General features: G+C 69.6%; 18 protein-coding genes, 1 other RNA gene and 1 pseudogene. 15 read left to right on the forward strand and 5 right to left on the reverse strand.

Translation table 11 applies throughout. From position 1 onward, the window contains the following. The first annotated feature begins 130 nt into the window (after positions 1-130). The 10 genes and pseudogenes from P2T62_RS04775 (at position 131) to P2T62_RS04820 (ending at position 13,250) form a co-directional block, all read left to right on the forward strand. Positions 131-1,858, forward strand: coding sequence for a radical SAM protein (locus P2T62_RS04775; RefSeq protein ID WP_276260345.1), 1,728 nt, complete (start codon positions 131-133; stop codon positions 1,856-1,858). Between the two features lie 67 nt (positions 1,859-1,925). Further along, positions 1,926-2,951: pseudogene (locus tag P2T62_RS04780) on the forward strand (NAD(P)H-dependent flavin oxidoreductase); the annotation flags it as partial. Positions 2,952-2,974: 23 nt separating this feature from the next. Continuing rightward, the gene (locus P2T62_RS04785; protein ID WP_276260346.1) at positions 2,975-4,816 is read left to right on the forward strand and encodes a flippase-like domain-containing protein; all 1,842 of its coding nucleotides are present in this window, start codon (positions 2,975-2,977) and stop codon (positions 4,814-4,816) included. A gap of 317 nt (positions 4,817-5,133) precedes the next feature. After that, positions 5,134-6,099, forward strand: a complete 966-nt coding sequence (locus P2T62_RS04790; protein WP_276260347.1) for a transcription initiation factor IIB — start codon at positions 5,134-5,136, stop codon at positions 6,097-6,099. A gap of 135 nt (positions 6,100-6,234) precedes the next feature. Further along, positions 6,235-7,617 (forward strand): ATP-binding protein, encoded by a 1,383-nt coding sequence (locus P2T62_RS04795; protein ID WP_276260348.1) that lies wholly within the window; start codon positions 6,235-6,237, stop codon positions 7,615-7,617. Positions 7,618-7,685: 68 nt separating this feature from the next. Then, complete coding sequence (locus P2T62_RS04800) at positions 7,686-8,507, forward strand: MBL fold metallo-hydrolase (protein WP_276260349.1); 822 nt, start codon at positions 7,686-7,688, stop codon at positions 8,505-8,507. A 230-nt stretch (positions 8,508-8,737) separates the two neighbouring features. Continuing rightward, positions 8,738-9,850, forward strand: coding sequence for a DUF445 family protein (locus P2T62_RS04805; RefSeq protein ID WP_276260350.1), 1,113 nt, complete (start codon positions 8,738-8,740; stop codon positions 9,848-9,850). Continuing rightward, positions 9,850-11,025 carry an inorganic phosphate transporter gene (locus P2T62_RS04810; protein ID WP_276260351.1) on the forward strand — a complete coding sequence of 392 codons (1,176 nt, stop codon included), beginning with the start codon at positions 9,850-9,852 and terminating at the stop codon, positions 11,023-11,025. Before P2T62_RS04805 ends, P2T62_RS04810 begins: the two co-directional genes overlap by 1 nt. 85 nt (positions 11,026-11,110) lie before the next feature. Then, on the forward strand, positions 11,111-12,403 hold the full coding sequence (locus P2T62_RS04815; RefSeq protein WP_276260352.1) for a glycosyltransferase family protein: 1,293 nt from the start codon (positions 11,111-11,113) through the stop codon (positions 12,401-12,403). A 25-nt stretch (positions 12,404-12,428) separates the two neighbouring features. Next, positions 12,429-13,250 carry a polysaccharide deacetylase family protein gene (locus P2T62_RS04820; protein ID WP_276260353.1) on the forward strand — a complete coding sequence of 274 codons (822 nt, stop codon included), beginning with the start codon at positions 12,429-12,431 and terminating at the stop codon, positions 13,248-13,250. 45 nt (positions 13,251-13,295) lie between these two features. On the opposite strand, the gene P2T62_RS04825 is transcribed toward P2T62_RS04820, so the two are convergent. Both P2T62_RS04825 and P2T62_RS04830 read right to left on the reverse strand, forming a co-directional pair. Next, positions 13,296-14,060 carry a formyltransferase family protein gene (locus P2T62_RS04825; protein WP_276260354.1) on the reverse strand — a complete coding sequence of 255 codons (765 nt, stop codon included), beginning with the start codon at positions 14,058-14,060 and terminating at the stop codon, positions 13,296-13,298. A 66-nt stretch (positions 14,061-14,126) separates the two neighbouring features. Continuing rightward, positions 14,127-16,007 (reverse strand): ABC transporter ATP-binding protein, encoded by a 1,881-nt coding sequence (locus P2T62_RS04830; RefSeq protein ID WP_276260355.1) that lies wholly within the window; start codon positions 16,005-16,007, stop codon positions 14,127-14,129. Between the two features lie 221 nt (positions 16,008-16,228). On the opposite strand from P2T62_RS04830, the gene P2T62_RS04835 reads away from it, so the two are divergent. Both P2T62_RS04835 and P2T62_RS04840 read left to right on the forward strand, forming a co-directional pair. Beyond that, a complete protein-coding gene (locus tag P2T62_RS04835; RefSeq protein WP_276260356.1) occupies positions 16,229-16,762 on the forward strand; it encodes a DoxX family protein in 534 nt (177 codons plus the stop codon). Between the two features lie 6 nt (positions 16,763-16,768). After that, positions 16,769-17,047, forward strand: a complete 279-nt coding sequence (locus P2T62_RS04840; protein WP_276260357.1) for a hypothetical protein — start codon at positions 16,769-16,771, stop codon at positions 17,045-17,047. 109 nt (positions 17,048-17,156) lie between these two features. On the opposite strand, the gene P2T62_RS04845 is transcribed toward P2T62_RS04840, so the two are convergent. The 3 genes from P2T62_RS04845 to P2T62_RS04855 all read right to left on the reverse strand — a co-directional run bounded on the left by P2T62_RS04845 (position 17,157) and on the right by P2T62_RS04855 (position 20,862). Then, positions 17,157-19,382 (reverse strand): CDC48 family AAA ATPase, encoded by a 2,226-nt coding sequence (locus P2T62_RS04845; protein WP_276260358.1) that lies wholly within the window; start codon positions 19,380-19,382, stop codon positions 17,157-17,159. 90 nt (positions 19,383-19,472) lie between these two features. Beyond that, complete coding sequence (locus tag P2T62_RS04850) at positions 19,473-20,435, reverse strand: DUF7847 domain-containing protein (protein ID WP_276260359.1); 963 nt, start codon at positions 20,433-20,435, stop codon at positions 19,473-19,475. 1 nt (position 20,436) lies between these two features. After that, entirely contained in the window at positions 20,437-20,862 is a 426-nt protein-coding gene (locus P2T62_RS04855) for a DUF7124 domain-containing protein (RefSeq protein WP_276260360.1), read from the reverse strand. Positions 20,863-21,038: 176 nt separating this feature from the next. Here P2T62_RS04855 and P2T62_RS04860 point away from each other — a divergent pair, with 176 nt between their 5' ends. From P2T62_RS04860 to rnpB, 3 genes are all read left to right on the forward strand, one after another. Continuing rightward, on the forward strand, positions 21,039-21,275 hold the full coding sequence (locus P2T62_RS04860; protein WP_276260361.1) for a hypothetical protein: 237 nt from the start codon (positions 21,039-21,041) through the stop codon (positions 21,273-21,275). Between the two features lie 155 nt (positions 21,276-21,430). Further along, entirely contained in the window at positions 21,431-22,990 is a 1,560-nt protein-coding gene (thsA, locus tag P2T62_RS04865; RefSeq protein ID WP_276261574.1) for a thermosome subunit alpha, read from the forward strand. A gap of 779 nt (positions 22,991-23,769) precedes the next feature. After that, positions 23,770-24,135, forward strand: an RNA gene (gene rnpB / locus P2T62_RS04870) — RNase P RNA component. Positions 24,136-24,156: the final 21 nt, after the last annotated feature.

Consider the following 24,156-nt stretch of genomic DNA (forward strand, 5'->3'; position numbering starts at 1 on the left):
GGTGTAGCGGGTCGAGCGACAAAACGGCCGCGCTCCGTCCCGACCCGGCCCGTCGCACTCGGCCCGCGGGGACGCAACGAACGCTACCGGGTAGTCACGCTCTTGTCTCTCCACACGATATGTCCCCCCAATGAAGGACCCCGCCGACTGCGAGGTGACGCTGGTGGACGGCTACGTCGACGAGCCGGCCCACTTCGGCGTACCGCCGTACATCTCGACGTATCCGCGGTACACGGCGGGCGCGCTGGTCGACGCCGGGGTCGACCGCGAGAACATCACGTACCACACCATCGACGCGCTGCGCGAGGAACGCTCCCGCTGGCGCGACGTGGCCGAGGCCGACCTGATGATCTACCTCGGCGGCATGACCGTCCCCGGGAAGTACGTCGGCGGCACGCCCGCGGAACCGGACGAGGTGCGTGAACTGGCGTGGGTCGCCGACGGGACAAGTCTCATCGGCGGCCCCGTCCGGTTCGGCGTCGGCGAGGCCAACGAGGGTGCCACGGAGACCGCGCGCGACGACCTCGACTTCGACTTCCTCGCGATGGCCGACGTGGAGGCGGCGGCGTACGACCTCGCGCACAACGGGCTGGAGGGGTTCGAGAACCGCTACCGCTCGAACGAGGAGATCGGCCGCTGGGCCCGGGAGGGCGCGTTCGTCGTCGAGCAGCACCCGAACCATCCCGAGTACATCATCGCGGAACTCGAGACCTCGCGGGGCTGTCCCTACCGCTGTTCGTTCTGCACGGAGCCGATGTACGGCGACCCCTCGTTCCGCACGGTCGACACCGTGACCGGCGAGGTCGAGGCGCTGTACGAGCACGGCATCACGGACTTCCGACTGGGCCGGCAGGCCGATATCCTCGCGTACGGGGGCGACGGGGAGAAGCCCAACCCCGAGGCGCTGCGGGAGCTGTACGGCGGCATCCGCGAGGTCGCGCCCGACCTCGACACGCTCCACCTCGACAATATGAACCCCATCACGGTCGTCGAGTGGCCGGAGAAGGCGCGAGCGGGCATCGAGGTCATCGCCGAGCACAACACGCCCGGCGACACGGCCGCGTTCGGGCTGGAATCCGCAGACCCCCTCGTCCAGGAGGAGAACAACCTGAACGTCACCGCCGAGGAGTGCTTCCAGGCGGTGAAGATCGTCAACGAGGCGGCGGGGTGGCGGCCCGGCGGCAATCGCGAGTCGGCGCCCAACCACGGCGCCGATGCCGCGCGTCGGCTGCCGAAACTCCTGCCGGGCATCAATCTCCTCCACGGGCTGAAGGGCGAGCGGATGGAGACCTACGAGCACAACCGCGAGTTCCTGCAGCGCGTGATGGACGCGGGGCTGATGCTCCGGCGGGTGAACATCCGGCAGGTGATGGCGTTCGAGGGGACGGAGATGGCCGAGACGGGCGCGTCGGTCGCGCACGCCCACAAGGAGCAGTTCCAGGAGTACAAATCCGAGATCCGCGAGGAGATCGACAACCCGATGCTCCAGCGAGTGGCCCCGCCCGGGACCGTGCTGCCCGACGTCCACCTGGAGTACCACCAGGACGGGCGGACGTTCGGCCGGCAGCTGGGGACCTACCCGCTGCTGGTGGCCATCCCCGGCGAGCGCGAACTCGGGCGGACGCTCGACGTGGCCATCACCGACCACGGCTACCGGTCGGTGACGGGCGTCCCGCACCCGCTGGACGTGAACAGCGCGTCGATGGACGAGCTGACGGCGATTCCGGGCATCGGGAAGCAGCGTGCGGGCGACATCGTGGTGAATCGGCCGTTCGACTCGGTGGGTGACGCGGGGCACCACGTCGAGACGGACCTCTCGCGGTTCGCGACTGCGCAACCGCCCGCCGGCGCGGACTGAGGCGGCATCCGGGGCCGGCAGGGAGCGGCAGGGGGACAGGCCACCCCAGCGAAAGGATTAGGCCGCCGCTCCAGCAGCAGCACGTATGCGGACTGCCCTCCACGACGTGCTCGGTGTCGAGCAGCCGGTCGTCCAGGCGCCCATCGGGAGCGCGACCTGCCCCGAACTGGCCGCGGCCGTCGCCGAGGCCGGCGGGCTCGGCCATCTGGCGGTGACCTGGCGCTCGCTCGACGGGACGCGAGCGGTCATCGAGGAGACCCTGGCCGCCACCGACGGCGCCGTCGCGGTCAATCTCGCGCTGGACGACCGGACCACCCACCACCCCACCGAGACCCACCTGGATGCGGTACTCGACGCCGGCGCCGAGGTCGTCTCGCTGTCGTTCGGCGACCCGGCGCCACACGTCGAGCGCATCCACGATGCCGGCGCGGTGGCCCTCGCGACCGTCGGGACGGCGGACGAGGCCCGCTCCGCGGCGGCTGCCGGGGTCGACGTCGTCGTCGCCCAGGGCTGGGAGGCGGGCGGGCATCTCCAGAGCGACGTGGCGACGATGCCGCTCGTCCCGCGGGTCGTCGACGCCGTCGACGTGCCCGTGGTCGCCGCGGGCGGCATCGCCGACGGGCGCGGAATCGCGGCGGCCCTGGCACTCGGCGCCGACGGTGCCTGGCTGGGAACGCGCTTCGTCGCCACCGAGGAGGCGAACGTGGTCGACGACTACCGCGAGCGGGTCGCGGCGGCCGAGGCCACCGACACGATCCGAACCGACCTGTTCGACAAGGGGTGGCCGGGTCGCCAGCATCGGGTGCTGGCGAACAGCACCGTCGAGACCTGGGCCGAGGCGGGCCGCCCCCCGAGCGGCGAGCGGCCCGGCGAGGACGACATCGTCGGCGCGTATCCCGGCGGGCAGTCGGTCGAACGGTACGGCGACGACCTCCCCGTCGGCGGCGCGACCGGCGACACGGAGGCCTGGGCCCAGTACGCCGGGCAGAGCGCAGGACTGACCGACGAGGTCCGGCCGGCGGCCGAGGTGGTCCGCGACCTCGTCGCTGCGACCGAACGGGCGCTCGAACGCCCCGGAGAGGAAACCACTTAGGTCGTCGTGACAACCCACGAGCAATGAGTGTCGAGGTGAGCGTCGTCCTCCCGGCGTACAACGAGGAGGACACCATCGAGCACACCGTGGAGGTGACGATAGAGACGCTCACCTCCTTCCTGCCGGACGATTCGTTCGAGGTCATCGTGGCCGAGGACGGCTGCGAGGACCGCACACCGGAGATCGCCTCGCGGATGGCCGAGGCGGACCCGCGGGTCAGGCACTTCCACAGCGACGAGCGGCTGGGGCGAGGGGGCGCGCTGGAGCGGGCGTTCCGCGCCGCGGACGGCGAGACGCTGGTCTACTTCGACACGGACCTGGCGACGGACATGCGCCACCTGGAGGAGCTGGTCGAGAGCGTCCGCTCCGAGGGGTACGACGTGGTCACGGGCTCGCGCCGGATGCCCGGCGAGAAGCAGGACCGCGAGCCCGAGCGCGGCGTCGCCTCCACCGGCTTCAACACGCTCGTCCGCCTGTTCCTCCGCTCGGACCTGTACGACCACCAGTGCGGCTTCAAGGCCTTCGACCGGGAGGCGCTGTTCGACCTGCTGGACGACGTGGCCGACGACCACTGGTTCTGGGACACGGAGGTACTGGTGCGGGCCCAGCGCGGCGGCTACCGCGTGAAGGAGTTCCCGGTGAGTTGGACGCCGAAGGGTGACACCAAGGTCGACCTCGTCCGGGACGTGTTCGGGATGGGGAGCCAGATCCTCCGGGTCTGGTGGGAGTTCTCGGTGCGACCCCGCGCCAGCCGACGGGTCGCGCTGGCCGCGGGGACGCTGCTGGTCGTCGCGGCGCTGGCGCTGATGACCGTCTACCTCGACCCGCGTGCGGTGCTGGATGCCATCGGGAACGCGGACCCCTGGCTCGTGGCGCTGTCGGCGGTCGTCTACGCGCTCTCCTGGCCGCTCCGGGGGGCGCGCTACCGCGACATCCTCGCGGAACTGGGGTACGACGGCGACCTCGGGTTCCTCACCGGCGCCGTCTTCATCTCGCAGACCGGCAACCTCGTGTTCCCGGCCCGGGCGGGCGACGCCGTCCGCGCGTACGTGGTGAAGGCACGGCGGGGGGTCCCGTACCCCAGCGGGTTCGCGTCGCTGGCCATCGAGCGCGTGTTCGACCTGCTGACCATCACAGCGCTCGCCGGGACGGTCCTGCTCGGCTTCGCGGCCGTGGGGCTGGACCCGTCGCTGTCGGGGGCGTCGAACGACGTGGTCGCCAGCGGTCGGACGGCGCTGCTCGTGGCCGCTGGCGTCGGGCTCGCCGCGGTCGCCGCGGTCGCCGTCATCGTCGCCAGCGCCCGCTCGGACCGTGACCTCGTCCGCGGGCTGTTCGAGCGCGTGAGCGACGACTCGTACGTCGAGTACGTCGTCGACGCCGTCGGCCGGTTCGTCACCGACGTACAGACGGTGGCCGCCGACCGCGACGCCTTCCTCCGGGTCGGTGGCGCGTCGCTCGCGATCTGGACGCTCGACGTCGTCACCGCCATCCTCGTGTTCCGGGCGTTCACCGCGACCGGGGGCGTCCCGGCGGTGCCGCTGGTGCCGCTGGTCGCGCTCTCGTTCTTCGCGGTCAGCGTCGGGAACCTGGCGAAGGTCCTCCCGCTGTCGCCGGGGGGAATCGGGCTGTACGAGGGCGCGTTCACCCTGCTCGTGGTGGTGCTGACGCCGGCACTCGCGGGCGTCCAGCTGACGGCCGCGGTGGCGCTGGCCATCGCCGTCGTCGACCACGCCGTCAAGAACGTGGTCACGGTCATCGGCGGCGTCGCCTCGACATTGCTGCTCAACGTCTCGCTCACGCAGGCCGTCGAGGAGTCCGCCGATGTCGAGGTCGAGAGCGACGAGCCGGTGGCCAGAGACGGCTGAACGCGCGTCGAGAAACTGCCCCTTCAGTCAACTGCCCGGGGATTGTACGGTCGGTTGACACCGAACCGGGACGGTTCCCCGCCGATGGAACTCCCTACCATCTGGCGGTATCTATCCGGAATCAACTCCGTTTCTCTGGAGGTCTGCACCATTCTGTGGAAAGAGACGGAGAACTGGGCCTCGGACACATCTCTCTACTCGGTGATAGTAATCGAGAATTTCAATCGAAACTCGACACTACTAAATAACAGTTTTCGGTAGTAACTGGGGACAACGAGACGGCTGGGTGCCTGCCCGGCCGTCGCTCGCACCAACCAATGAGCGAACGAATCAGCACCCGCGAGTGGGACCCCACCGAGACGGAGGCCGAGGAGACCGACGAGACACACGGCTGCCCGGAGTGTGGTGGCAAGCTCGCCAACGACACGGAGCACGGAGAGGTCGTCTGCCAGGACTGCGGCCTGGTGGTCGACGAGGACAACATCGACCGCGGGCCGGAGTGGCGCGCGTTCGACGCCCAGGAGAAGGACGAGAAGAGCCGGGTCGGCGCCCCGACAACGAACATGATGCACGACAAGGGGCTCTCGACCAACATCGACTGGCGCGACAAGGACGCCTACGGCAACAGCCTGTCCAGCCAGCAGCGCCAGAAGATGCAGCGCCTGCGCAAGTGGAACGAGCGCTTCCGCACCCGCGACTCGAAGGAGCGCAACCTCAAGCAGGCACTCGGCGAGATCGACCGCATGGCCAGCGCGCTCGGGCTGCCGGACAACGTCCGCGAGACCGCGAGCGTCATCTACCGCCGCGCGCTCGACGAGAACCTGCTGCCCGGCCGCTCCATCGAGGGCGTCTCGACGAGCGCGCTGTACGCGGCCGCCCGGCAGGCCGGTGTTCCCCGCTCGCTCGACGAGGTGGCGGGCGTCTGCCGCGTCGAGAAGGACGAGATTGCCCGGACCTACCGCTACGTCGCACGCGAACTCGGCCTGGAGATCGCCCCAGCGGATCCCGAGAGCTACGTCCCCCGGTTCGCGTCGGACCTCGAGTTGAGCGAGGAGGCCGCGGGGCGAGCCCGCGAACTCCTCTCGAACGCGAAGGAGGCCGGCATCCACTCCGGGAAGTCGCCGGTCGGGCTGGCGGCCGCCGCCGTCTACGCCGCCTCGCTCCTGACGAACGAGAAGGTGACCCAGAGCGAGGTCGGCGAGGTCGCCGACATCTCCGAGGTCACCATCCGCAACCGCTACCACGAACTGCTCGAGGCAGAGCAGGGACTGGCGATGGCGTGACGCGGCGCGCGTAACCCGCATCGCTCCGGGTCGCTCTCCCGGGACGACGGTATCCGACCGGGGTCGCCCCCGGCTCGCCGCGAACATCGCGCGTCTCGAACGGCTTATGTCCCTTCCACCCGAACTCTCCCGAGAATGAGCAGCCCCGAACTCGATGTCGTCGAGTTTCTCCTCACCGCAGCCATCTACACGGAGAACGGTAGCCTCGACGAGCGCGACCTGCCACCACGGTATCGGCGAGTGTTCTGGTCGGAGGGCGAGATCGAACGGCCGCTGGCGACGACGGGGAACACCGCCGCCGCCGCGACCGGCGTCGACCGCCCGTGGGAGGCCGTCTCCGGGCTGATGTTCACCGAGCGCGACGACTTCTCGGGCACCCTCGACCTCTCGGACCGGGACATGGCGGAGTCGTGGTACGTCCAGCGCGTCGAGGAGAGCCGCATCCAGGACAACCCCACGCTCGCCTCGCACTTCGAGGACCGGATGGAGGGCATCGACTACGAGCACGCCCGGGAGACGAACCGCCCGGTCCACGCCGACCGCGTCTGGATCGACTCCCTGCTGGACGAGATGTTCGACGAGGACGACGAGGAGATGCTCGACCTCGTCGAGGTGAAGGCCCCGGAGGAGGTCGAGATCACGATGAACGACCTCGTCCTCACGGAGGACCAGGAGGACGAGATCGAGAAGGTCGTCAAGGCCATCGAGCACCGCGACTACCTCGCGGAGATCGGCCTGCGCGAGATCGGCAAGCTCCTGTTCGTCGGCCCGCCGGGCACGGGCAAGACCAGCGTCGCGCGGGCGCTCGCCCGGGAACTCGAACTCCCGTTCGTCGAGGTCAAACTGTCGATGATCACCAGCCAGTACCTCGGCGAGACGGCCAAGAACGTCGACAAGACGTTCGAGGTGGCCAAGCGGCTCTCGCCCTGTATCCTGTTCATGGACGAGTTCGACTTCGTCGCGAAGACGCGCTCCTCGGACGAGCACGCCGCCATCAAGCGCGCGGTCAACACGCTCCTGAAGTCCATCGACGAGGTGAGCCTCATCCAGGACGACGTGCTCCTCATCGGCGCGACCAACCATCCCGACCAGCTCGACGCGGCCGCGTGGCGCCGCTTCGACGAGATCGTGAACTTCCCCAAACCCGACCGCGGGATGCGCGCGGACATCCTCGACGTGGTCACCCGGCGGATGGAGATCGAGGACTTCGACCCCCACGAGGTCGCAGAACTCACGGAGGGCCTGACGGGCAGCGACCTCCGGCTCGTCCTCCGGGAGGCCGTCCTGGACGCGCTGACCGAGGAGCGAACCACGCTCACCCAGGCTGACCTCCGGAAGGCCGTCGAGGGGTTCGAGGAGCGTGACAACCTGAAGAACATGGACGACTTCGACAACTGGAAGGGAACCCGCTCGGAGGGGAGCGAGAACGGCGAGGGGGCCTCGCACGACCACGACCACGACCACTCGGACCACGACCACACCCACGAGTCGACCGAGGTCGAGGCGTCCTCCGAGTAGGGACGCCGACTGTCGCCCCGGTCGCCCCACCGCGGCCCTTTTGCCCCGACGCGCCCTCGAACGAGTCGATGGAGGTCACCCTCCTCGGAACCGGCGACACGACCGGCACGCCGACCCCCGGATGCGCGTGTGACACGTGCGAGGCGGCCCGCGAGCGCGGCGTCGAGCGGTCGCGCTTCTCCGTCCACGTCCACAACGAGCGCACCGGCGAGTCGCTGCTGGTCGACGCCAGCCCGGACCTGCGCCAGCAGTTCCTCGACCACGACGTCGACCTGCCCAACGAGGTCGTCATCAGCCACATCCACTTCGACCACCTCGACGGGCTGGGCAACGCCTACCGGCTGTTCCCGGAGGTCCCGGTCCACGCCGCCGACGAGCGCGATCCGGAGACGGGCGAGAGCGTCGCCGGCACGGTCCGCCGACGCTACGACTACCTCGACACCGTCGTCGTCGAGCCACGGACGCCGTTCGAGCCCTTCGAGGCCTGTGGGCTGGAGGTGACGCTCGTTCCGGTCGACCACCCGCCGCTGGTCTGCTACGGGCTCGCCATCGAGGACCCCGAGACGGGCGCGAAGCTCTCGCTCTCGGGTGATACGGGCTACGACATCCCCGACGAATCGCTCGAGGTGCTGCGCGACCCGGACCTGCTGCTGGTCGACGGCATCGTCCCGGCGCACCTCTGCGAGTACCACCCCCTCGGCGGCTCCGACGAGGTCGACGGCGAGTTCATGACCTTCGGCACGAAGCACATGACCTTCGAGGGGGCCGAGCGCCTCGGCCGAGACCTCGGTGCCGACGAGACCCGCATCGTCCACGTCTCGCACTTCGTTCCCGCCGAGGAGGCGTTCGAGGAGCCGCTGGCGCTCGACGGCGAGCGGTACGTGCTGTAGCTGGCGCCGGTCCGGAACCGCCGCCCTCCGGTCCATCCTTGCGAAGACTCTTGACTCGACGGTGGGTAACGATGGATACACATGTTCTCTTTCGTATCCGATGTGGGGCAGCGTTCTCTCGTCAGCGACCGACCCGGGTCCAGCCCGGGGGACCTGTGAACCCGAGCCGGGTCGACTCCATCGTCGACCTGACCTACGGCCTGCTCATCGCGGCCTCGGTTGGACTCATCGTGGTCGCCGGGAACGCCATCGGACTGGCGTTCGGCTTCGGCGTCCTGCTCTCGTTCGTCCTGCACGTGGTCTGGAAGATGGCGCGGTTCGACCCGGACTGGATGACCACGGAGGTCCAGCGGACCGTCGAGGAGACGGTCGACGAGACGGTGAGCGAGACGGTCGAGGAGACCGTTGACGAGACGGTGGAGAAGACCGTGGACGAGACTGTCGACGAGACGGTGGAGAAGACCGTCGAGAAGACCGTCGAGGAGACCGTCGGCGAGACGGTGGAGGAGACGGTTGAGAAGACCGTGGATGAGACGGTCGAGAAGACAGTCGACGAGACCGTTGGCGAAACCGTCGAGGAGACCGTGGAGGAGACGGTCGAGGAGAAAGTCGGTGAGACGGTGGAGGAGACGGTCGAGGAGAAAGTCGGTGAGACGGTGGAGGAGACGGTCGAAGAGACCGTCGGTGAAACCGTCGAGGAGACCGTCGGCGAGACAGTTGAGAAGACGGTGGAGGAGACGGTCGATGAGAAGGTCGGCGAGACGGTAGAGAAGACGGTGGAAGAGACGGTCGGGGAGACGGTAGAGAAGACCGTCGACGAGACGGTGGAAGAGACGGTCGGGGAGACGGTAGAGAAGACGGTGGAGGAGACAGTTGAAGAGACAGTTGGAGAGACGGTAGAGAAGACGGTGGAGGAGACAGTTGAAGAGACAGTTGGAGAGACGGTAGAGAAGACGGTGGACGAGACAGTCGAGGAGAAGGTCGGCGAGACGGTAGAGAAGACGGTGGAAGAGACGGTGGAGAAGACGGTGGACGAGACAGTCGAGGAGAAGGTCGGCGAGACGGTCGAGACGACGGTGGAGGAGACGCTGGGGGCCCAGGTGGAATCGAAATCCGGGGAGTGGGAGGATCGGACCGAAGAGGAGGTGTGGGAGGACCAGGCCGCCGACGGCGACTGGGAGGACGAGGACGAGCGGGAGGTGTGGGACGACGAGGAGGCGACTGACGACGAGGACGCCGCCGACGAGGACGTCGCCGACGAGGAGGACGACGAGTCGGATGCTTCGGACGGGGAAACCGCCGACGAGACTGACGAAGACGCGGACGACCCGGAGGACACCTGATGGTCGACCCGCTGCTCGTCGTCGGCGTCCTCGTCTCGATGTTCGTCGCGTACAACATCGGTGGGTCGACGACCGGGCCAGCGTTCGGGCCGGCCGTCGGCGCGGACGCCATCTCGAAGACGGCCGCCGCGGCGCTGATGGCCGTCTTCTTCTTCGCCGGCGCGTGGACCATCGGGCGGAACGTCGTGACGAAGCTCGGCACCGAACTGGTCTCGGACCCCGGGGTGTTCACGCTGGAGGCGTCCATCACGGTCCTGTTCTTCATCGGCGTCGCGCTGCTGATGGGGAACATCTTCGGCGTGCCGGCCTCGACCTCGATGACGGCCGTCGGCGCCATCGCGGGTCTGGGGCTCGCGGGCGGCGTGCTGGACCTCGCCGTCATGGGCGAGATCGTCATCTGGTGGGTCGTCTCGCCGATCATCGGGTTCTGGGTGTCGCTCATCATCGGCCGGTACTTCTACGCCCGACTCAACCGCATCGTCGCGATGGAGCGCAGCACCGGCCCGCTGTTCGATATCGACCGCTCGGGACCGATACCCATCCCCAGCGTTCACCGGACGACCAATCGCCGGGAGCTGTACGGGACCGCGACGGTGGTCGCCATCGGCTGCCTGATGGCGTTCAGCTCCGGCACCTCCAACATCGCCAACGCCGTCGCGCCGCTGGTCGGGAGCGATGAGCTGGCGATGAACCCGGCCATCATCTTCGGCGGCATCGCCGTCGCCATCGGCGCGTTCACCATCGCCCGCCGCACGCTCGAGACGATGGGGAGCGACATCACGGAGCTGCCGCTGACGGCCGCCATCGTGGTCGCGTCGGTCAGCTCGACGCTGGTGGTGTTCCTCTCCTGGCTCGGCATCCCCGCGAGCTTCGTCGTCATCGCGACCGTCTCCATCATCGGGCTGGGCTGGGGTCGGGCGACCCGGCCGATGACCGTCCCGGAGGCGGTCACCGCCGACGACCCACCCCGGGTGTCGGTCGACGCGCTCGCCGCCGACGAGGAGGGCGAGGAACTGCCACCCATCGGCGAGGAGTCACCGGAGCGGACCGACGCGGGCGACCTGTTCAACCCCGCGACGACCGCCCGGGTCGTCCTGATGCAGAACGTCGTCCCCGCCATCGCCACGGCCGGAGCGTACCTCACGTTCCGGTTCGTCCCGATCTTCGGGTTCTGACCCGGGGGCCGGCGACCGCTCGCGGGCCGACCGCCGGGCGACACGAGTGAGCAGCGTTTTGCCGACGCCGTCCCCAGCACCGCCAATGGTGTACGAGCTGAAGCCGCCGGTGGAGGGGTCACCGGGGCTGTTGATGTTCACCCACAAGGAGCGCCCCTACTTCTTCGACCCGCCGGAGCCGCTTGCCCGGCGGCTCGTCGCGCTGAAGGAGCGCTACGTCCTCGGGATGCAGTGGGGGGCCTACCACGCCGACGTGGGCGAGACGCCGTACGTCGACTTCCAGATGGCTTGTCCCGGGACGGTGGACTGGGCACCCGGCGCCGACCCGCGGCTCATCGAGCTGTGCTCGCGGGACTTCACGCCCTCGCGTTTCCGGCCGATGGACGTGCCCCAGCAGTGGGACGTGTTCAGCGTCGGCCACCCCATCACGGTCAAGCGGTACTCGGAACTGCTCGACGCCGTCCGCGAGTGCTTCGACCGCGGTGTCGACCTCGACGTCCTGCTCGTCTGTGCGATCCCGGAACCGCCCGACGAGCTGACCGGCTACTGGGACACCGAGTTCTTCGAGAAGTACGAGGCCGACTTCACCGACGCCGAGCGCGAGCGTATCGACCTCGGGGTACCCGTCGAGGCGTCGTTCGGCGACCGGCCGCTCCACCCCATCCCGAACGAGGTGTTCCCGTACCTCTACAACGCCTCGCGCGGGTTCACGCTGTTCTCGCGCGAGGAGGGGCAGTCGAAGGTGGTCCACGAGGCGCTCTGCTGTGGCACCCCCGTCGTCGTCCACGAGGACCTGAAGGGCGGCGGCCGGGACAAACTCGACGGGACGAACTCGCTCCAGTTCGGCGACGTGGACGAGGCGGCCGACGCCTTCCAGGCGCTCGCCGAGGGCGACGTGCCATCCTTCGACGCGGAGCCGCTCCGCCGTGAACTGGTCGAGGAGTTCACCGGCCCCGTCTTCGAGGAGCGGGTCCGCGAGGTGTACGCCGACCTCGGCCGCCCGTACGAGGGGGACCTGGAGACGACGGACCTGGCGTTCAAGCTGGGGAGCCACACGGTCACGCTGCCCGGATCGATGCGCTCGGGAAACACGAACGACCTGCGCTCGCGCGAGGCGTTCGTCCGGTTCGTCGACTACAAACTCGGGGCGGAGACGCCGCTCGCCGACCGGGCGACCGCCCGCCGGGCCGACGCCGAGGCGACGGTCGCCGACCTCCGGGCGTCCGGCCCCGAGGCGCTTGCCGGGCGCGTCCTCCGGGCGGTCGACCGTCGCGTTCCGCTGGCGCTCCACGAGACGGTCGCCCGCGCGTACCGCCGGGTCGCGGACGACGGGCCGGCAGGAGTGTCGGGGACACCCGACGACGAGAGCCGGAGTTAAGTCCGCTCCCGACGCACCCTCACGCATGTCGGTGGGACGGTTCGGCCAGGAACTGCTCGCCCGGCTGGGGATGACCGCCCGCCTCGACCGGCCGGACTACCGCCACCGGAGCGCGGTGCTGATGTACCACTCCGTCCGACCGGCCGACGAGTGCCGACCCGGGACCTCGGACGTGGCCGTCGAGGAGTTCCGGTCCCACCTCGAGTACCTCACCGGCAACTTCGAGGTGGTCGACCTGCCGGACGTCCGGTTGAACGACGGCCGCGGCGTCGGCCGCAAGCACGTCGCGCTCACCTTCGACGACGGCTACCGGGACTTCTACACCGAGGTTCGTCCGCTGCTCCACGAGTTCGAGGTGCCCGCGACGGTGTTCGTCTGCCCGGCGCTGCTGGACAACGCCTGCCCCCGCGAGCAGGTGATGAACACCGGTCACATGTTCGATGTGCTGACCAGCGACCAGGTGCTCGAACTGGCCGACGACCCGCTCGTGACCGTCGGGAACCACACCCGGACCCATCACAACGTGGGCGCCCACCACGACCGCGACATCATCCGCGAGGAGGTCGTCGGCGCCCAGCGCGACCTCGAGGAGCGGTTCGGCATCGAGTGCGACCGCTTCTGCTACCCGAACGGGGGCTTCAACGACACCTCGGTCCCCATCGTCCGCGAGACCCACGAGATCGCGACGATGAACGAGTCCCGGCGGCCGCTGCTGGGCAGCGAGGACCCAGCCCTGGTGCCGCGGGTCGACGCGGGCCTGCCGTTCCGGCGCTGGCGCTGGAACATGAGCGACCTGAACGGCGAGTTGATGCTGGCTGCCCGGGTGGCCGGGTTCGATGTTCCTTGACCGATCCTGGATCTGTGGGGGATATTCGGGATGTATATCTCGACTTCAACGATTATCCTGCCATATGCGGACCAGTCCCCGCGCGTTCTGCACCCGGTTGAGCGTCGTCTTCGCCGTCTCCAGCACGACGTACGTCGCGACGACGCCGAGGGTCACGTCCGAGGAGTAGTACATCCGTCCCAGCTCGGCCTCGGGCACCGTCTCCGGCTCGCGGCCGGCGTCGAACCGCTCGACGGCGTCGGCCACGAGCGGGACGCCCGCGCGGTGCTTGCGCCCCTCGAGTTCCGACCACGTCAGGCAGTCAGCGAGGTCGACCTCGCGCTCGGCGGCGATGGCGCCGGCGTCCAGGTCCTCGGTCAACTGGAGCAGCGTCACCCCACCCGTCTCCACGCGGTCGAGATAGTTCCAGAGGTGCGTGTAGACGCCGCGGTACCGCCGGATATCGCCGTGGTGGTAGGAGAGGACGCCGTACTCGGGCGCGGTCAGCACGTCGCCCGCGAGGATGCCGACGCCGTTCTGGAGCGCCACGTCGGTGGCGGCGATGCGGTCGACCGCGTCGGGCGGGAAGCGGACGCCCGGGCCGTCGTCGACGGGGTCGAGCGAGACGAACCGGCGCTCCATCTCCGGGCCGCGTGCCAGGTCCGGGATGTCGACGCGCCCGCCCGGCCCGGGGTCGTGCCCGTCCGTGTCCGTGCGGACGACGAGCGTGACGCGGGCGTCGGTCCGGCGGGCGGTCTCGACGAGGGCGTCGGCCAGCCAGTCGCGGAGGTGGTCACGACCGAGGAGGAGCGCGAGCCGCTCGATAGCCATGTCCGGTCGGCGCCCGCGCGCGGCAAGAGGCTACCGTTCGCCGGCAGGCGGGGCGTGGCCGGCACGCTACTCCGTCCCGCCCGCATCCCCGCCGCCATCCGTCTCCGCACGGGCCTCGCCCGTGACGCCCGCCTCGGCCTGGGTCGCATAGAGGTCGGCGTACTGGCCGTCCTGCGCGAGCAGTTCCTCGTGCGGGCCGGCCTCGGCGATGCGGCCGTCATCGAGCGCGTAGATGCGGTCGGCGCCCACGACCGTCGAGAGCCGGTGCGCGATGGCGACGATGGCGTAGTCGCGCTCCATCTCCTCGATGGCGGTGTGGACACGCTCCTCCAGGCCGGTGTCGAGGTCCGACGTGGCCTCGTCGAGGACGAGCACGTCGGCCTCCTTCAGGAGCGCGCGGGCGATGGCGACGCGCTGGCGCTGGCCGCCCGAGAGCCGGACGCCGTCGTCACCGAGTTGCGTCTCGAGGCCGGCGGGCAGGTCGTCGGCGAACTCCGTGACCTGCGCGACCTCGCAGACGTGCCGGACCTCTGCGTCCGTGGCGTCCCGGTTGCCGACGGTCAGGTTGTACCGGAGGGTGTCGTTGAAGATCCAGGGCTGCTGGCGGACGACGCTGACCCGCGAGCGCCACTCGCGGCGGTCGAACGTGCGGATGTCCGTCCCGTCGGCGCGGATCGCGCCCGAATCCGGCTCGTACAGCCGAGTCAGCAGCGAGACGACCGTGGACTTCCCGGCGCCGGACTGCCCCACGAACGCGACGAACTCGCCGCGCTCGAAGCCGAAGGAGACGCCGTCGAGGACCCGCTCGTCGCTCCCCGGGTAGGAGAAGACGATGTCGTCGAAGGCGAGTTCGTCGACCGGCGTCGGGACGGGGTCGCCGCCTTCCCGTTCGGCGCTGGCCTCCAGTGAGTCCACGAACCGCTCCATCCGGACCACGTGGGGGAGGTCACCCTCCGCGCGGTAGTAGAGGTCGTTCACGTCCGAGACCTTCGGTGCGAGCCGGAACATCGCGAACAGGAACACCGCCAGGCGGGAGACGGGGAGGCCGAACACGGCGAGTCCCAGGTACAGCAGGCCGAAGACGGTGAGCGCGCTGACCCACTGGTAGATCTCCCTGAACGCCGCCTGGTTCCGTCGGAGGAGCACGTTCGCCCGGGCGTACGTGTCCACCGCCTCGACGAAGTCCTCGAACAGTTCCCCGGCGACGCCGAACAGCTTCACGTCCCGGATGCCCTGGGTGCCCGCCTGTACCGATTCCTGGACGCGCTCGTTGGCGGCGGCGATGCGGTCGCCGACCTCGTAGCCGGACTCGAACCGCGTCCGCACCACGAGCGTCGTCCCGCCGAGGACGACCCCCGTCAGGAGGGTCAGCTGTGGCGCGAGGTACAGCGCCAGCCCGAGGTAGGCGGCCGAGACGAGCGCCGCCTCCAGCAGCCGTGTCCCGTTCTTGATGAACCCGCCCGCGTAGCGGGCCTGCGTGACGATGGCGTTCAGGATCTCGTCGGAGCCGTTCCGGTCGTAGTAGCCCACCCGTGCGTCCAGCGCCCGGTCGAACGCGCGGGTCTGGAGGTCGCGGACGTAGGCGGTCTGGAGGACGGCCCGGAGGTAGGCGACGACGAAGGAGGCTGCGTGCCGGGCCGTCATCACCACGGCGACCCCCGCGACGGCGGTCTCCAGCGTCAGCGGCACGCCGAGCAGGTCGTAGGTGGCGACGAACGCCGCGAGGATGCCGGTCGTGTCGCTGCTGGTCCCCTGGGCCAGCTCGATGATGGGGAGGATGAAGCCCGCACCGACCCCGGAGAGGACGGCGGCGACGACCGCCAGCACGACGACCGCGACGGTCGTCAGCGGCCGATATGCGGCGACGGCACGAACCGCTGCGACCTTCTCGCGGCGGCTCACCGCTGGGGCCTCGGGATCCGGGTTCGGCCCCGCCTCCTCGTTCATTGGGTCCGTTTCGGTGGTGGCTGGTGAAAAGTCCGAGTGTTCGCGTCGGCGCCCGGCGACGGGGTCGAACGCGCGTGGCCGGGACCCCATGCCCGAACCGCCGCCGAAACCGACCCGGTAAGCAAAGAACCGAGCGATCTGTGGCAATATCTGTGTCTGAACCGGAATGGGGGCAAATTTTATCACCTCTACCGTCGCGCCCCCGAGTGAGGTGTGCTACCATGACATCCAACGTGGAGACACAACTGCTCGGACGGGAGGTCTCGTTCTCCATCTCCGAACCGTGGCTGGCGTACTGGCTGGTGATCATGCGGCTCGGGGTGGGGTGGTGGATGCTCCATGCGGGACTCGATAAGTTCCTGGCCTGGCCGTTCAACGCGGGCTGGTTCGTCGGCGGCGCCGCGCAGGGGACGAGCCTCGGCCCCATCGTGACCCTGTTCGCCGACGGCGCACTCCTCGCGTTCGTCAACGTCGCCATCCCGGTCGGCCAGGTGCTCATCGGGCTGGGGCTCGTCCTCGGCGCGCTGACGCGGCTGGCGTCGTTCTTCGGCGCCTTCCTGATGGCGTTCTTCTACTTCATCAACGGCGAGACCGGTGGCTGGTCCCACGGCGTCATCACGGGCGAACTGCTGGGCCTGCTCATCTTCGCCATGATCGCCACGCTCGGCGCCGGCCGCGTCCTCGGCGTCGACGCGTACCTCGCGAAGTCGGATCTCGTACGGAACAATCCGCGGCTGCGGTACCTCGTAGGGTGAGACAGTATGAGTGAACTCGACACGGCGGACAAGGTCGCGGCGTACGGCGGCGGTGGCCTCGTGGTCCTCGGGACGGTGGTCATCGGCCTGCTCGAGGTCATCGCCGGGTCACCACACCCGGTCGACGGCGAGGGACAGATCGTCCACGAGGCGCTCGTTCCGCTCGAGGTCCGGTCGTACATCATCCTCCTCGGACTGCTCATCTGGATGCTGTACGCCGTCTACAAGGTGGCGGCGTCACCGCCGAAGGGTGAGGAGCCGACGAAGTCCGAGGCCGCAGCGTAGGCGGTCCGGTCCTCCGGAACCGATTCTTCGACGCCCGGTGCACGACGAGAGTAACCCGAAATACGGGGAAAACGCCGCACTGTGGGGTTCTGCGGGAGAGCCGTCCGGTCTACTGGAACCCGATGCGACCGCCGCCCTTCCGTGGACTCGTGTCGGCGCCGCCGCCCTTGAAGTCGTCCTCGATGCGGTCGTAGTAGTCGCGGATGTCCTCGTTGATGGTCGGGCGCACGGACTCGAGCGCCTGCCGGAAGTGGCGCATCTCTACGATATCGGCGTCGTCGCTCTCGCGGAGCGCCTCGATGGCGGCCTCGCGGGCGATGGACTCGATGTCGGAGCCGACGTAGCCCTCGGTCAGTTCCGCGAGTTCCCGCAGCGAGACGTCCGGCGAAAGCGGCGTATCGTCCGTGTGGATGCGGAAGATCTGCTCGCGGCCGTCGACCTCGGGCTCGCCGATGTAGACCAGCCGGTCGAACCGGCCCGACCGGATGAGTGCCGGGTCGATCATGTCCGGGCGGTTGGTCGCGCCGATGACCATCACGTCGCCCATCTCCTCCAGCCCGTCCAGCTCGGTGAGGAGCTGGTTGACGACGCGCTCGGAGACGTTCGAGCCGACATCGCCGCCGCGGCCGGGCGCCAGCGAGTCGAGTTCGTCGAAGAAGATGACCGTCGGGGCCACCTGCCGGGCCTTCCGGAACGTCTGCCGGATGGCCTTCTCGGACTCGCCGACCCACTTCGAGAGGAGCTGTGGGCCACGCACCGAGATGAAGTTGGCGTTGGTCTCGTTGGCCACGGCCTTCGCCATCAGCGTCTTCCCGGTGCCGGGCGGGCCGTACAGGAGGACGCCGGCAGGTGGTTCGACCCCCATCCGGGTGAACTTCTCGCGCTGGGTCATCGGCCACTCGATGGACTCCTGGACCTGGCCCTTGGCCTCGTCCAGGCCACCGACGTCGTCCCAGGTGACCTTCGGGAGTTCGACGAGGACCTCGCGCATCGCCGACGGCGAGACCTCGTTCAAGGCCCCGCGGAAGTCGTCGCGTTTGATGATCATCCGGTCGATGAGGCTCGGCGGGATGTCCTCCTCGTCGAGGTCGATCTCGGGGAGGTAGCGCCGGAGCGCCTTCATCGCGGCCTCCTTGGTGAGGCTCTCGATGTCGGCACCGACGAAGCCGTGGGTCTCGTCGGCCATGTGATCCAGCGAGACGTCGTCCGAGAGGGGCATCCCGCGGGTGTGGATCTGGAGGATCTCCTTCCGTCCGGTCTCGTCCGGGACGCCGATCTCGATCTCGCGGTCGAACCGCCCCGGCCGACGGAGCGCGGGATCCACGCTGTCGACGCGGTTCGTCGCGGCGATGACGATGACCTGGCCGCGCGACTCGAGGCCGTCCATCATCGTCAGCAGCTGTGCGACGACGCGGCGCTCGACCTCGCCGGTCACGTCCTCGCGCTTGGGCGCGATGGAGTCGAGCTCGTCGATGAAGATGATGGAGGGGCTCTCCTCGGAGGCGTCCTCGAAGATCTCCCGGAGCTGCTGTTCGGACTCGCCGTAGTACTTCGAGATGATCTCCGGGCCCGCGATGGAGAAGAAGCTCGCGGAGGTCTCGTTGGCGACCGCCTTCGCCAGCAGGGTCTTCCCGGTGCCGGGCGGCCCGTGGAGTAGCACCCCCTGGGGTGGCTCGATGCCGAGCTTCTTGAAGATCTGCGGGTGCTTCATCGGCAGCTCGACCATCTCGCGGACGCGCTGGATCTCGTTCGAGAGGCCGCCGATGTCCTCGTACGTGATGCCGCCGCCGGTCTTCTCGAAGCCGGAGATGGGCTCCTCGCGGAGCTCGACCTCGGTGTCCTCGGTGACGAGCACGACGCCCTCCGGGTCCGTCTCGACCGCGATGAGTGGGATCGCCTGGCCGGGCGACCGCATGAATGGGTGGTTGGTCGAGGACATCACCGGGACGATGTCGTGTTCGACGACGGGTCGCTTGAGGATCTGGCGTTTGACCATGCCGGCGGCGTCGGAGCCGAACTGGACGCTCGCCTCCTCCGGCGGCGCCAGGACGAGGCGGTCGGCCTTGGTGGCCTCGGCCTTGCGGATCTCGACGCGCTCGCCGATGCCGACGTCGGCGTTCTGGCGCGTGAACCCGTCGATGCGGACGGTGTCCGTGTTCCAGTCCTGGCGGTCGGCGCGCCAGACCTTCGCCGCGGTCCGGTCGCCCCCCTCGATCTCGATGATGTCACCTGGGCTGAGCTTCAGGTGCAGCAGCGTGTCCGGGTCGAGGCGTGCGATGCCGCGCCCCGAGTCGTTGGGGTACGCCTTCGCCACCTCCAGTTGAACCTCGTTCATGGTAGGAGTGGTATACTGGGGAAGTCAACGCCCGCGGCGATATGTCTTGTGTTCACACGGGGGCGTCGACCCGGCAGCACGGGGTGGTCCTCAGTCCCGGCCGCCGAACCGCTCGTCGATCTCCTCGGGTGAGAGGGCGCCGATGGGCTCGTCGTCGTCACCCTCGGCGTCGCCACGGTCGGCTGACCCGGTCGTGGTCGTCTCGGCGGCCTCCAGGCCGACGAGCTGGACGTACACCCGCGCGGCGACGGCGGCGCCGAACGCCGTGACGAGCGCGCCGAGGACGACCCCGAGCGCGGCCGCGGTGGTCTCGCCCAGCGGCGTGATCCCGATAAGGCTCCCGGGGAGGGTGGCGACCTGCCCGACCAGAACCACGACCAGCAGGACGAACAGCACCCGGAGGCGGTGTCCGGCGACCAGTCGCCAGGAGCGCCGGAGCGCGGGGACGATGCCGGCGCCCTCGACCGCGACGACGGCCCGCACCTGGTAGAACGCCACCGCGAGGAAGATGCCCGGCAGGAGGAACGCGAGGAAGCCGACGAAGACGGCGACGGCCGCCAGCGAGTTCGCCACGAACGAGACGAACGAGCGGGCCGTGAGCCCGGCGAGCGCCTCGCGCGGGAACGCGCGTGCGTCCCGCACGAAGACCCGGATGGCGAACACGTTGAGGGTCTCGGCGAGCAGCGCGGTCACGAGCACCAGTCCGACGGCCGTGCTCGGCTCGACCGGGAGCGCGAGCGGTGACGGGTCGGCCAGCGGCGGGAAGTCCGCCGGGGTCGCTGCGGAGTTCTCGATGACGAACGCCCGGATCCGCGGGGTGGCCGCCGCGAACAGGCTGGTCGTCGCGACGGCGCCCGCGAAGCCCACGAACAGGTACCCGACCAGGAGCGCGAGTCCCGCCGGTCGGCCGAGGCGTCGCGCGGCACCGCCGAGCGCGTCGCCGACCAGGAGCCGGTCGGGGACGGTCCCGCCGCTGGTGTCGGTATCGGGTCGGTTGTCACTGTCGCCGTCCGGCGCCCGGTCGATGGGGTCACCGCGGCTGTCGTCGGGCACGTCAGGGCCAGTCGTCGCGGTCGTCCTCGGTCGACTCGGCCGATCCGCTCTCGGTGTCCGGCTCACCGAGTTCCCAGCCCGCCGCGTCGGCGGCCTGCTCGACGGGGAGGTACTCCCACCCGACGCGGTCGGCGAGGTCGGCGTCCTCGTCGCTCGTGCCGACGAAGACGTGCCGGTCCGTGTCGAACTGCTGTTTGACGTTCTCGAGGGACTCCTCGCGGCCCCGGGGGCCGGAGAAGAAGTCCTGTCGGATGCGGTTCTTCCGGGTGAAGTTCGTCACCACGTAGGTCGGCTCCTCCGAGACCACGCCGACGTACTTGCTCCACGTGCGCGCGTCCGAGAAGACGGCGTCCGGCTCGGCCAGCCGCTTCAGGGCCGCCAACTCGAACGCGAGGGTCATGTCGCTCGAACCGCCGCCTCCGTCCATACCCGCCCGTCCCCGCCGGCCGGAGAAAACGCTTTGGAAAGGGGCCGCGCGGCTGGTGGCTGCGCCGCCAGCTACTCGGCCCCCGGCGCAGCCGAGCAATCGCTCGGCCGCAAGCGGCGGTGTCGAACGCCGGAGTCGTGACCACGCTCATGTCGCCCCCGCCGCTACCGCCGTGCGTGCCCTCCCGCTCGCTCGTGATCGCGACGGCCGACGCGCTCCCCTTCGCCCTCATCGGGACCCTCGTGGCCTTCCTGGGCGGCCGACGGCTGGCGGGGACCGGATTCGGACTGCTGGGCGCGGGGCTCGCCGGAGTCGCGCTGCTCGTGGGGCTCGCCGCCATCAGCCTCGCGCGGGCGGACGAGCGGCCGTTCGTGCTCTGCCGGACGGCGGTGAACCTCCTGTGGTTCCACTGAGCCGGTGGCCGCTCATCCGCCCCTACTTGAGTGTGCGGCGCGCACCCTGCGAACAGTTGACGGGGGCGCCATAGGGCGGTTTCATCGGCCGCTTCGACAACACTTATATAGAACCGCTGACTGTCTTTCGAACGACTATGGCACAGCAGCAGCGCATGGGCGGACAGCCGATGTTCATCCTCGCCGAGGACTCCCAGCGGACCCGCGGCGAGGACGCACAGTCCTCGAACATCCAGGCCGGGAAGGCCATCGCCGAATCGGTACGCACGACACTCGGGCCGCGCGGCATGGACAAGATGCTCGTGAGCGACGACGGCGACGTCGTCATCACGAACGACGGGGCGACCATCCTCGACAAGATGGATATCGAGCACCCGGCCGCGCAGATGATCGTCGAGGTCGCCGAGACCCAGGAGGAGGAGGTCGGCGACGGTACGACGACCGCCTCCGTCCTCGCGGGCCGACTCCTCGCGCAGGCCGAGGATCTGCTGGAGGACGACGTCCACCCCACGACCATCGTCGAGGGTTACCACGAGGCCAGCGCGCTCGCGCTGGAGGCCGTCGAGGAGATGACGCTGGACGAGGAACTCGACGACGACCTTCTGCAGAAGGTCACCGAGACCTCGATGACCGGCAAGGGCACCGGCGACGTCGACGCCGAGGCGCTCGCCGAGACCGTCGTCGCCGCGGTCCGCGCGGTCGAGAGCGAGGACGGCGTCGACCGCGAGAACGTCACGGTCCGGACCCAGACGGGCGCCTCCTCCTCCGCGACGGAGCTGGTCGAGGGCGTCATCGCCGACGAGGAGCCGCTCCACGAGGATATGCCCCGCTCGGTGGAGGACGCGACCGTCGCCGTCCTCGACGTGGACCTGGAGATCCGCGAGGCCAACATCGACGCCGAGTACGACATCACGGACGTCGACCAGCTGAACCAGGCCATCGAGGCCGAGCAGTCCGAGCTGCGCGGCTACGCCGAGACCCTCTCCGAGGCCGGCATCGACGTGGCCTTCGTCACCGGTGACGTCGAGGACACGGTCGCCTCCTACCTCGCCGAGTTCGGCGTCCTCGCGTTCGACTCCATCTCCGACGACGACGCCGGCGCCATCGCCCGCGCGACGGGCGCGAAGACGCTCGGCTCCGTCGACGACCTCGACAGCGACGACTTCGGCCACGCCGACCGCGTCCGCGTCGAGCGCTTCGCCGGCGACGACCTCGTCTTCGTCGAGGGCGGCGCGGCCGCCGAGGCCGTCACCGTCCTCGCCCGCGGCGGCACCGAGCACGTCGCCGACGAACTGGAGCGCGCCCTCAACGACGCGCTCGACGTCGCGACCGCCGCGCTCGATTCCGGCGGCGTCGTCCCCGGCGCCGGCGCCTCCGAGATCGCCATCGCCGACCACATCCGCTCGGGCTCGGCCGGCATCGAGGGCCGCAAGCAGCTCGCCGTCGAGGCCTTCGCCGACGCCATGGACGTCATCCCGCGCACGCTCGCGGAGAACACCGGCATGGACCCCATCGACGCACTGGTCGACCTCCGCTCGCGCCACGAGGAGGAGGGCGTCGCCGGCCTCATCTCCGAGGGCCAGACGGGCCACGTCGGCGACCCCGTCGAGTACGGCATCCTCGACCCCGCCGCCGTCAAGCGCGAGGCCGTCGAATCCGCGACCGAGGCCGCGACGATGATCGTCCGCATCGACGACGTCATCTCGTCGAGCTAACGTCGTAAATCGGGCGTTTTATCTTAGAAGTCTATATTTGTAATCTTGTTTCTCAAATTAGGAATTAATGTCTTAATCTGACGCATTATTCGCGCTCGACGGAGCCACCTACGAAGCCCTCGCGCTCTCGACCAGCCGGGAGTCGCTGCGCTCCTCGCGGTCCGGGCATGCGGTGGCCTCCCTCCGGTCGGCCACCGTTCCGGGCGTGCGCTCCGGTGCTTGCTTCCTCCGGGCTGGATCGAGAGCGCTCGCCCTTCGAGTCCACCAGGGACGTGGAACGTTGCACGGAGCGGCGCCCCTGCCCTTCCCCAGGTCGCGCGGGCTCCACTATCGTTCCGCCACGCGCTCCCGGCCCGTGGATTGTGGTGGGTCGCGCACGCCTGTCAGTCGAACCGGCGCACGCTGGCTGGCGGCGACCGTCCCCGCGAGCGAGTTCAGCTCGCGAGCCCCGGCGGCGGGCGCCGCCCGTCTCTACGCGCGCGAGGGCCGAGGAGCGCAGCGGCAGCGAGCACCGGAGGCGGCTGGGGAGGTACGAGGTCCACCGCTACCGACTGACCACCATGCGGTCCTGGTGGACTCGAAGGGCGAGGGCGCTACGGGAAGCCCGGCGACGCAAGCACCGCAGGCCGCCTCTGGCGGCCGAGGAGCGCAGCGAGCCGCGCGACCGTAGGGGCCGAGGGCTTCGTAGTCGTCTCCACCGTCACCGCCAGCGAAGCAGCCATGAGATACGTGTGCTAGCGACCGAACCCCTCAAGACGCCGACCAGCCTACGCCCGACTGGCAGAGGGAGCCCGGCTCCCGTGCGCGACATGGCGCACGAGGAAAGTCCCCCCACCGTCCGGGCGGGCGACCGGGTGCAAACCCGGGACGGGAGACCGTCGGCTCTGGAACAGCAACGAGACCCCCCGGTCCGAGTGATGAGACACGAGGGGCCGCGAGGCCCCCCGGCGCGAGCGGGCGCCGCCCACGAGCGCGCGAAGCGAGCCGCGAGGCGAGCCAGATAACCTGTCGAACGCCGACGACCGGGAACGGATGGAACGGTGAATCCTCGCCGGTGCAAGCCCGCCGCGCTGGTAGCCCGGACGCTGCGGCGGGTGCTCAGCCGAATGCCGGGACGAACAGAAGGGGGCTTACTCCCCTCAGCCACCACGCCCGCGAGCGGCCGC

This window comes from Haloglomus litoreum, from assembly GCF_029338515.1.
Taxonomy (GTDB): domain Archaea; phylum Halobacteriota; class Halobacteria; order Halobacteriales; family Haloarculaceae; genus Haloglomus; species Haloglomus litoreum.

What these genes read in the sequence shown, in the direction of transcription:
- P2T62_RS04775 (WP_276260345.1), top strand. Translation starts at nt 131, where the DNA reads ATGAAGGACCCCGCCGACTGCGAGGTGACGCTGGTGGACGGCTACGTC.
- P2T62_RS04785 (WP_276260346.1), top strand. Translation starts at nt 2,975, where the DNA reads ATGAGTGTCGAGGTGAGCGTCGTCCTCCCGGCGTACAACGAGGAGGAC.
- P2T62_RS04790 (WP_276260347.1), top strand. Translation starts at nt 5,134, where the DNA reads ATGAGCGAACGAATCAGCACCCGCGAGTGGGACCCCACCGAGACGGAG.
- P2T62_RS04795 (WP_276260348.1), top strand. Translation starts at nt 6,235, where the DNA reads ATGAGCAGCCCCGAACTCGATGTCGTCGAGTTTCTCCTCACCGCAGCC.
- P2T62_RS04800 (WP_276260349.1), top strand. Translation starts at nt 7,686, where the DNA reads ATGGAGGTCACCCTCCTCGGAACCGGCGACACGACCGGCACGCCGACC.
- P2T62_RS04810 (WP_276260351.1), top strand. Translation starts at nt 9,850, where the DNA reads ATGGTCGACCCGCTGCTCGTCGTCGGCGTCCTCGTCTCGATGTTCGTC.
- P2T62_RS04815 (WP_276260352.1), top strand. Translation starts at nt 11,111, where the DNA reads ATGGTGTACGAGCTGAAGCCGCCGGTGGAGGGGTCACCGGGGCTGTTG.
- P2T62_RS04820 (WP_276260353.1), top strand. Translation starts at nt 12,429, where the DNA reads ATGTCGGTGGGACGGTTCGGCCAGGAACTGCTCGCCCGGCTGGGGATG.
- P2T62_RS04825 (WP_276260354.1), bottom strand. Translation starts at nt 14,060, where the DNA reads ATGGCTATCGAGCGGCTCGCGCTCCTCCTCGGTCGTGACCACCTCCGC.
- P2T62_RS04830 (WP_276260355.1), bottom strand. Translation starts at nt 16,007, where the DNA reads ATGAACGAGGAGGCGGGGCCGAACCCGGATCCCGAGGCCCCAGCGGTG.
- P2T62_RS04835 (WP_276260356.1), top strand. Translation starts at nt 16,229, where the DNA reads ATGACATCCAACGTGGAGACACAACTGCTCGGACGGGAGGTCTCGTTC.
- P2T62_RS04840 (WP_276260357.1), top strand. Translation starts at nt 16,769, where the DNA reads ATGAGTGAACTCGACACGGCGGACAAGGTCGCGGCGTACGGCGGCGGT.
- P2T62_RS04845 (WP_276260358.1), bottom strand. Translation starts at nt 19,382, where the DNA reads ATGAACGAGGTTCAACTGGAGGTGGCGAAGGCGTACCCCAACGACTCG.
- P2T62_RS04855 (WP_276260360.1), bottom strand. Translation starts at nt 20,862, where the DNA reads ATGGACGGAGGCGGCGGTTCGAGCGACATGACCCTCGCGTTCGAGTTG.
- thsA (WP_276261574.1), top strand. Translation starts at nt 21,431, where the DNA reads ATGGGCGGACAGCCGATGTTCATCCTCGCCGAGGACTCCCAGCGGACC.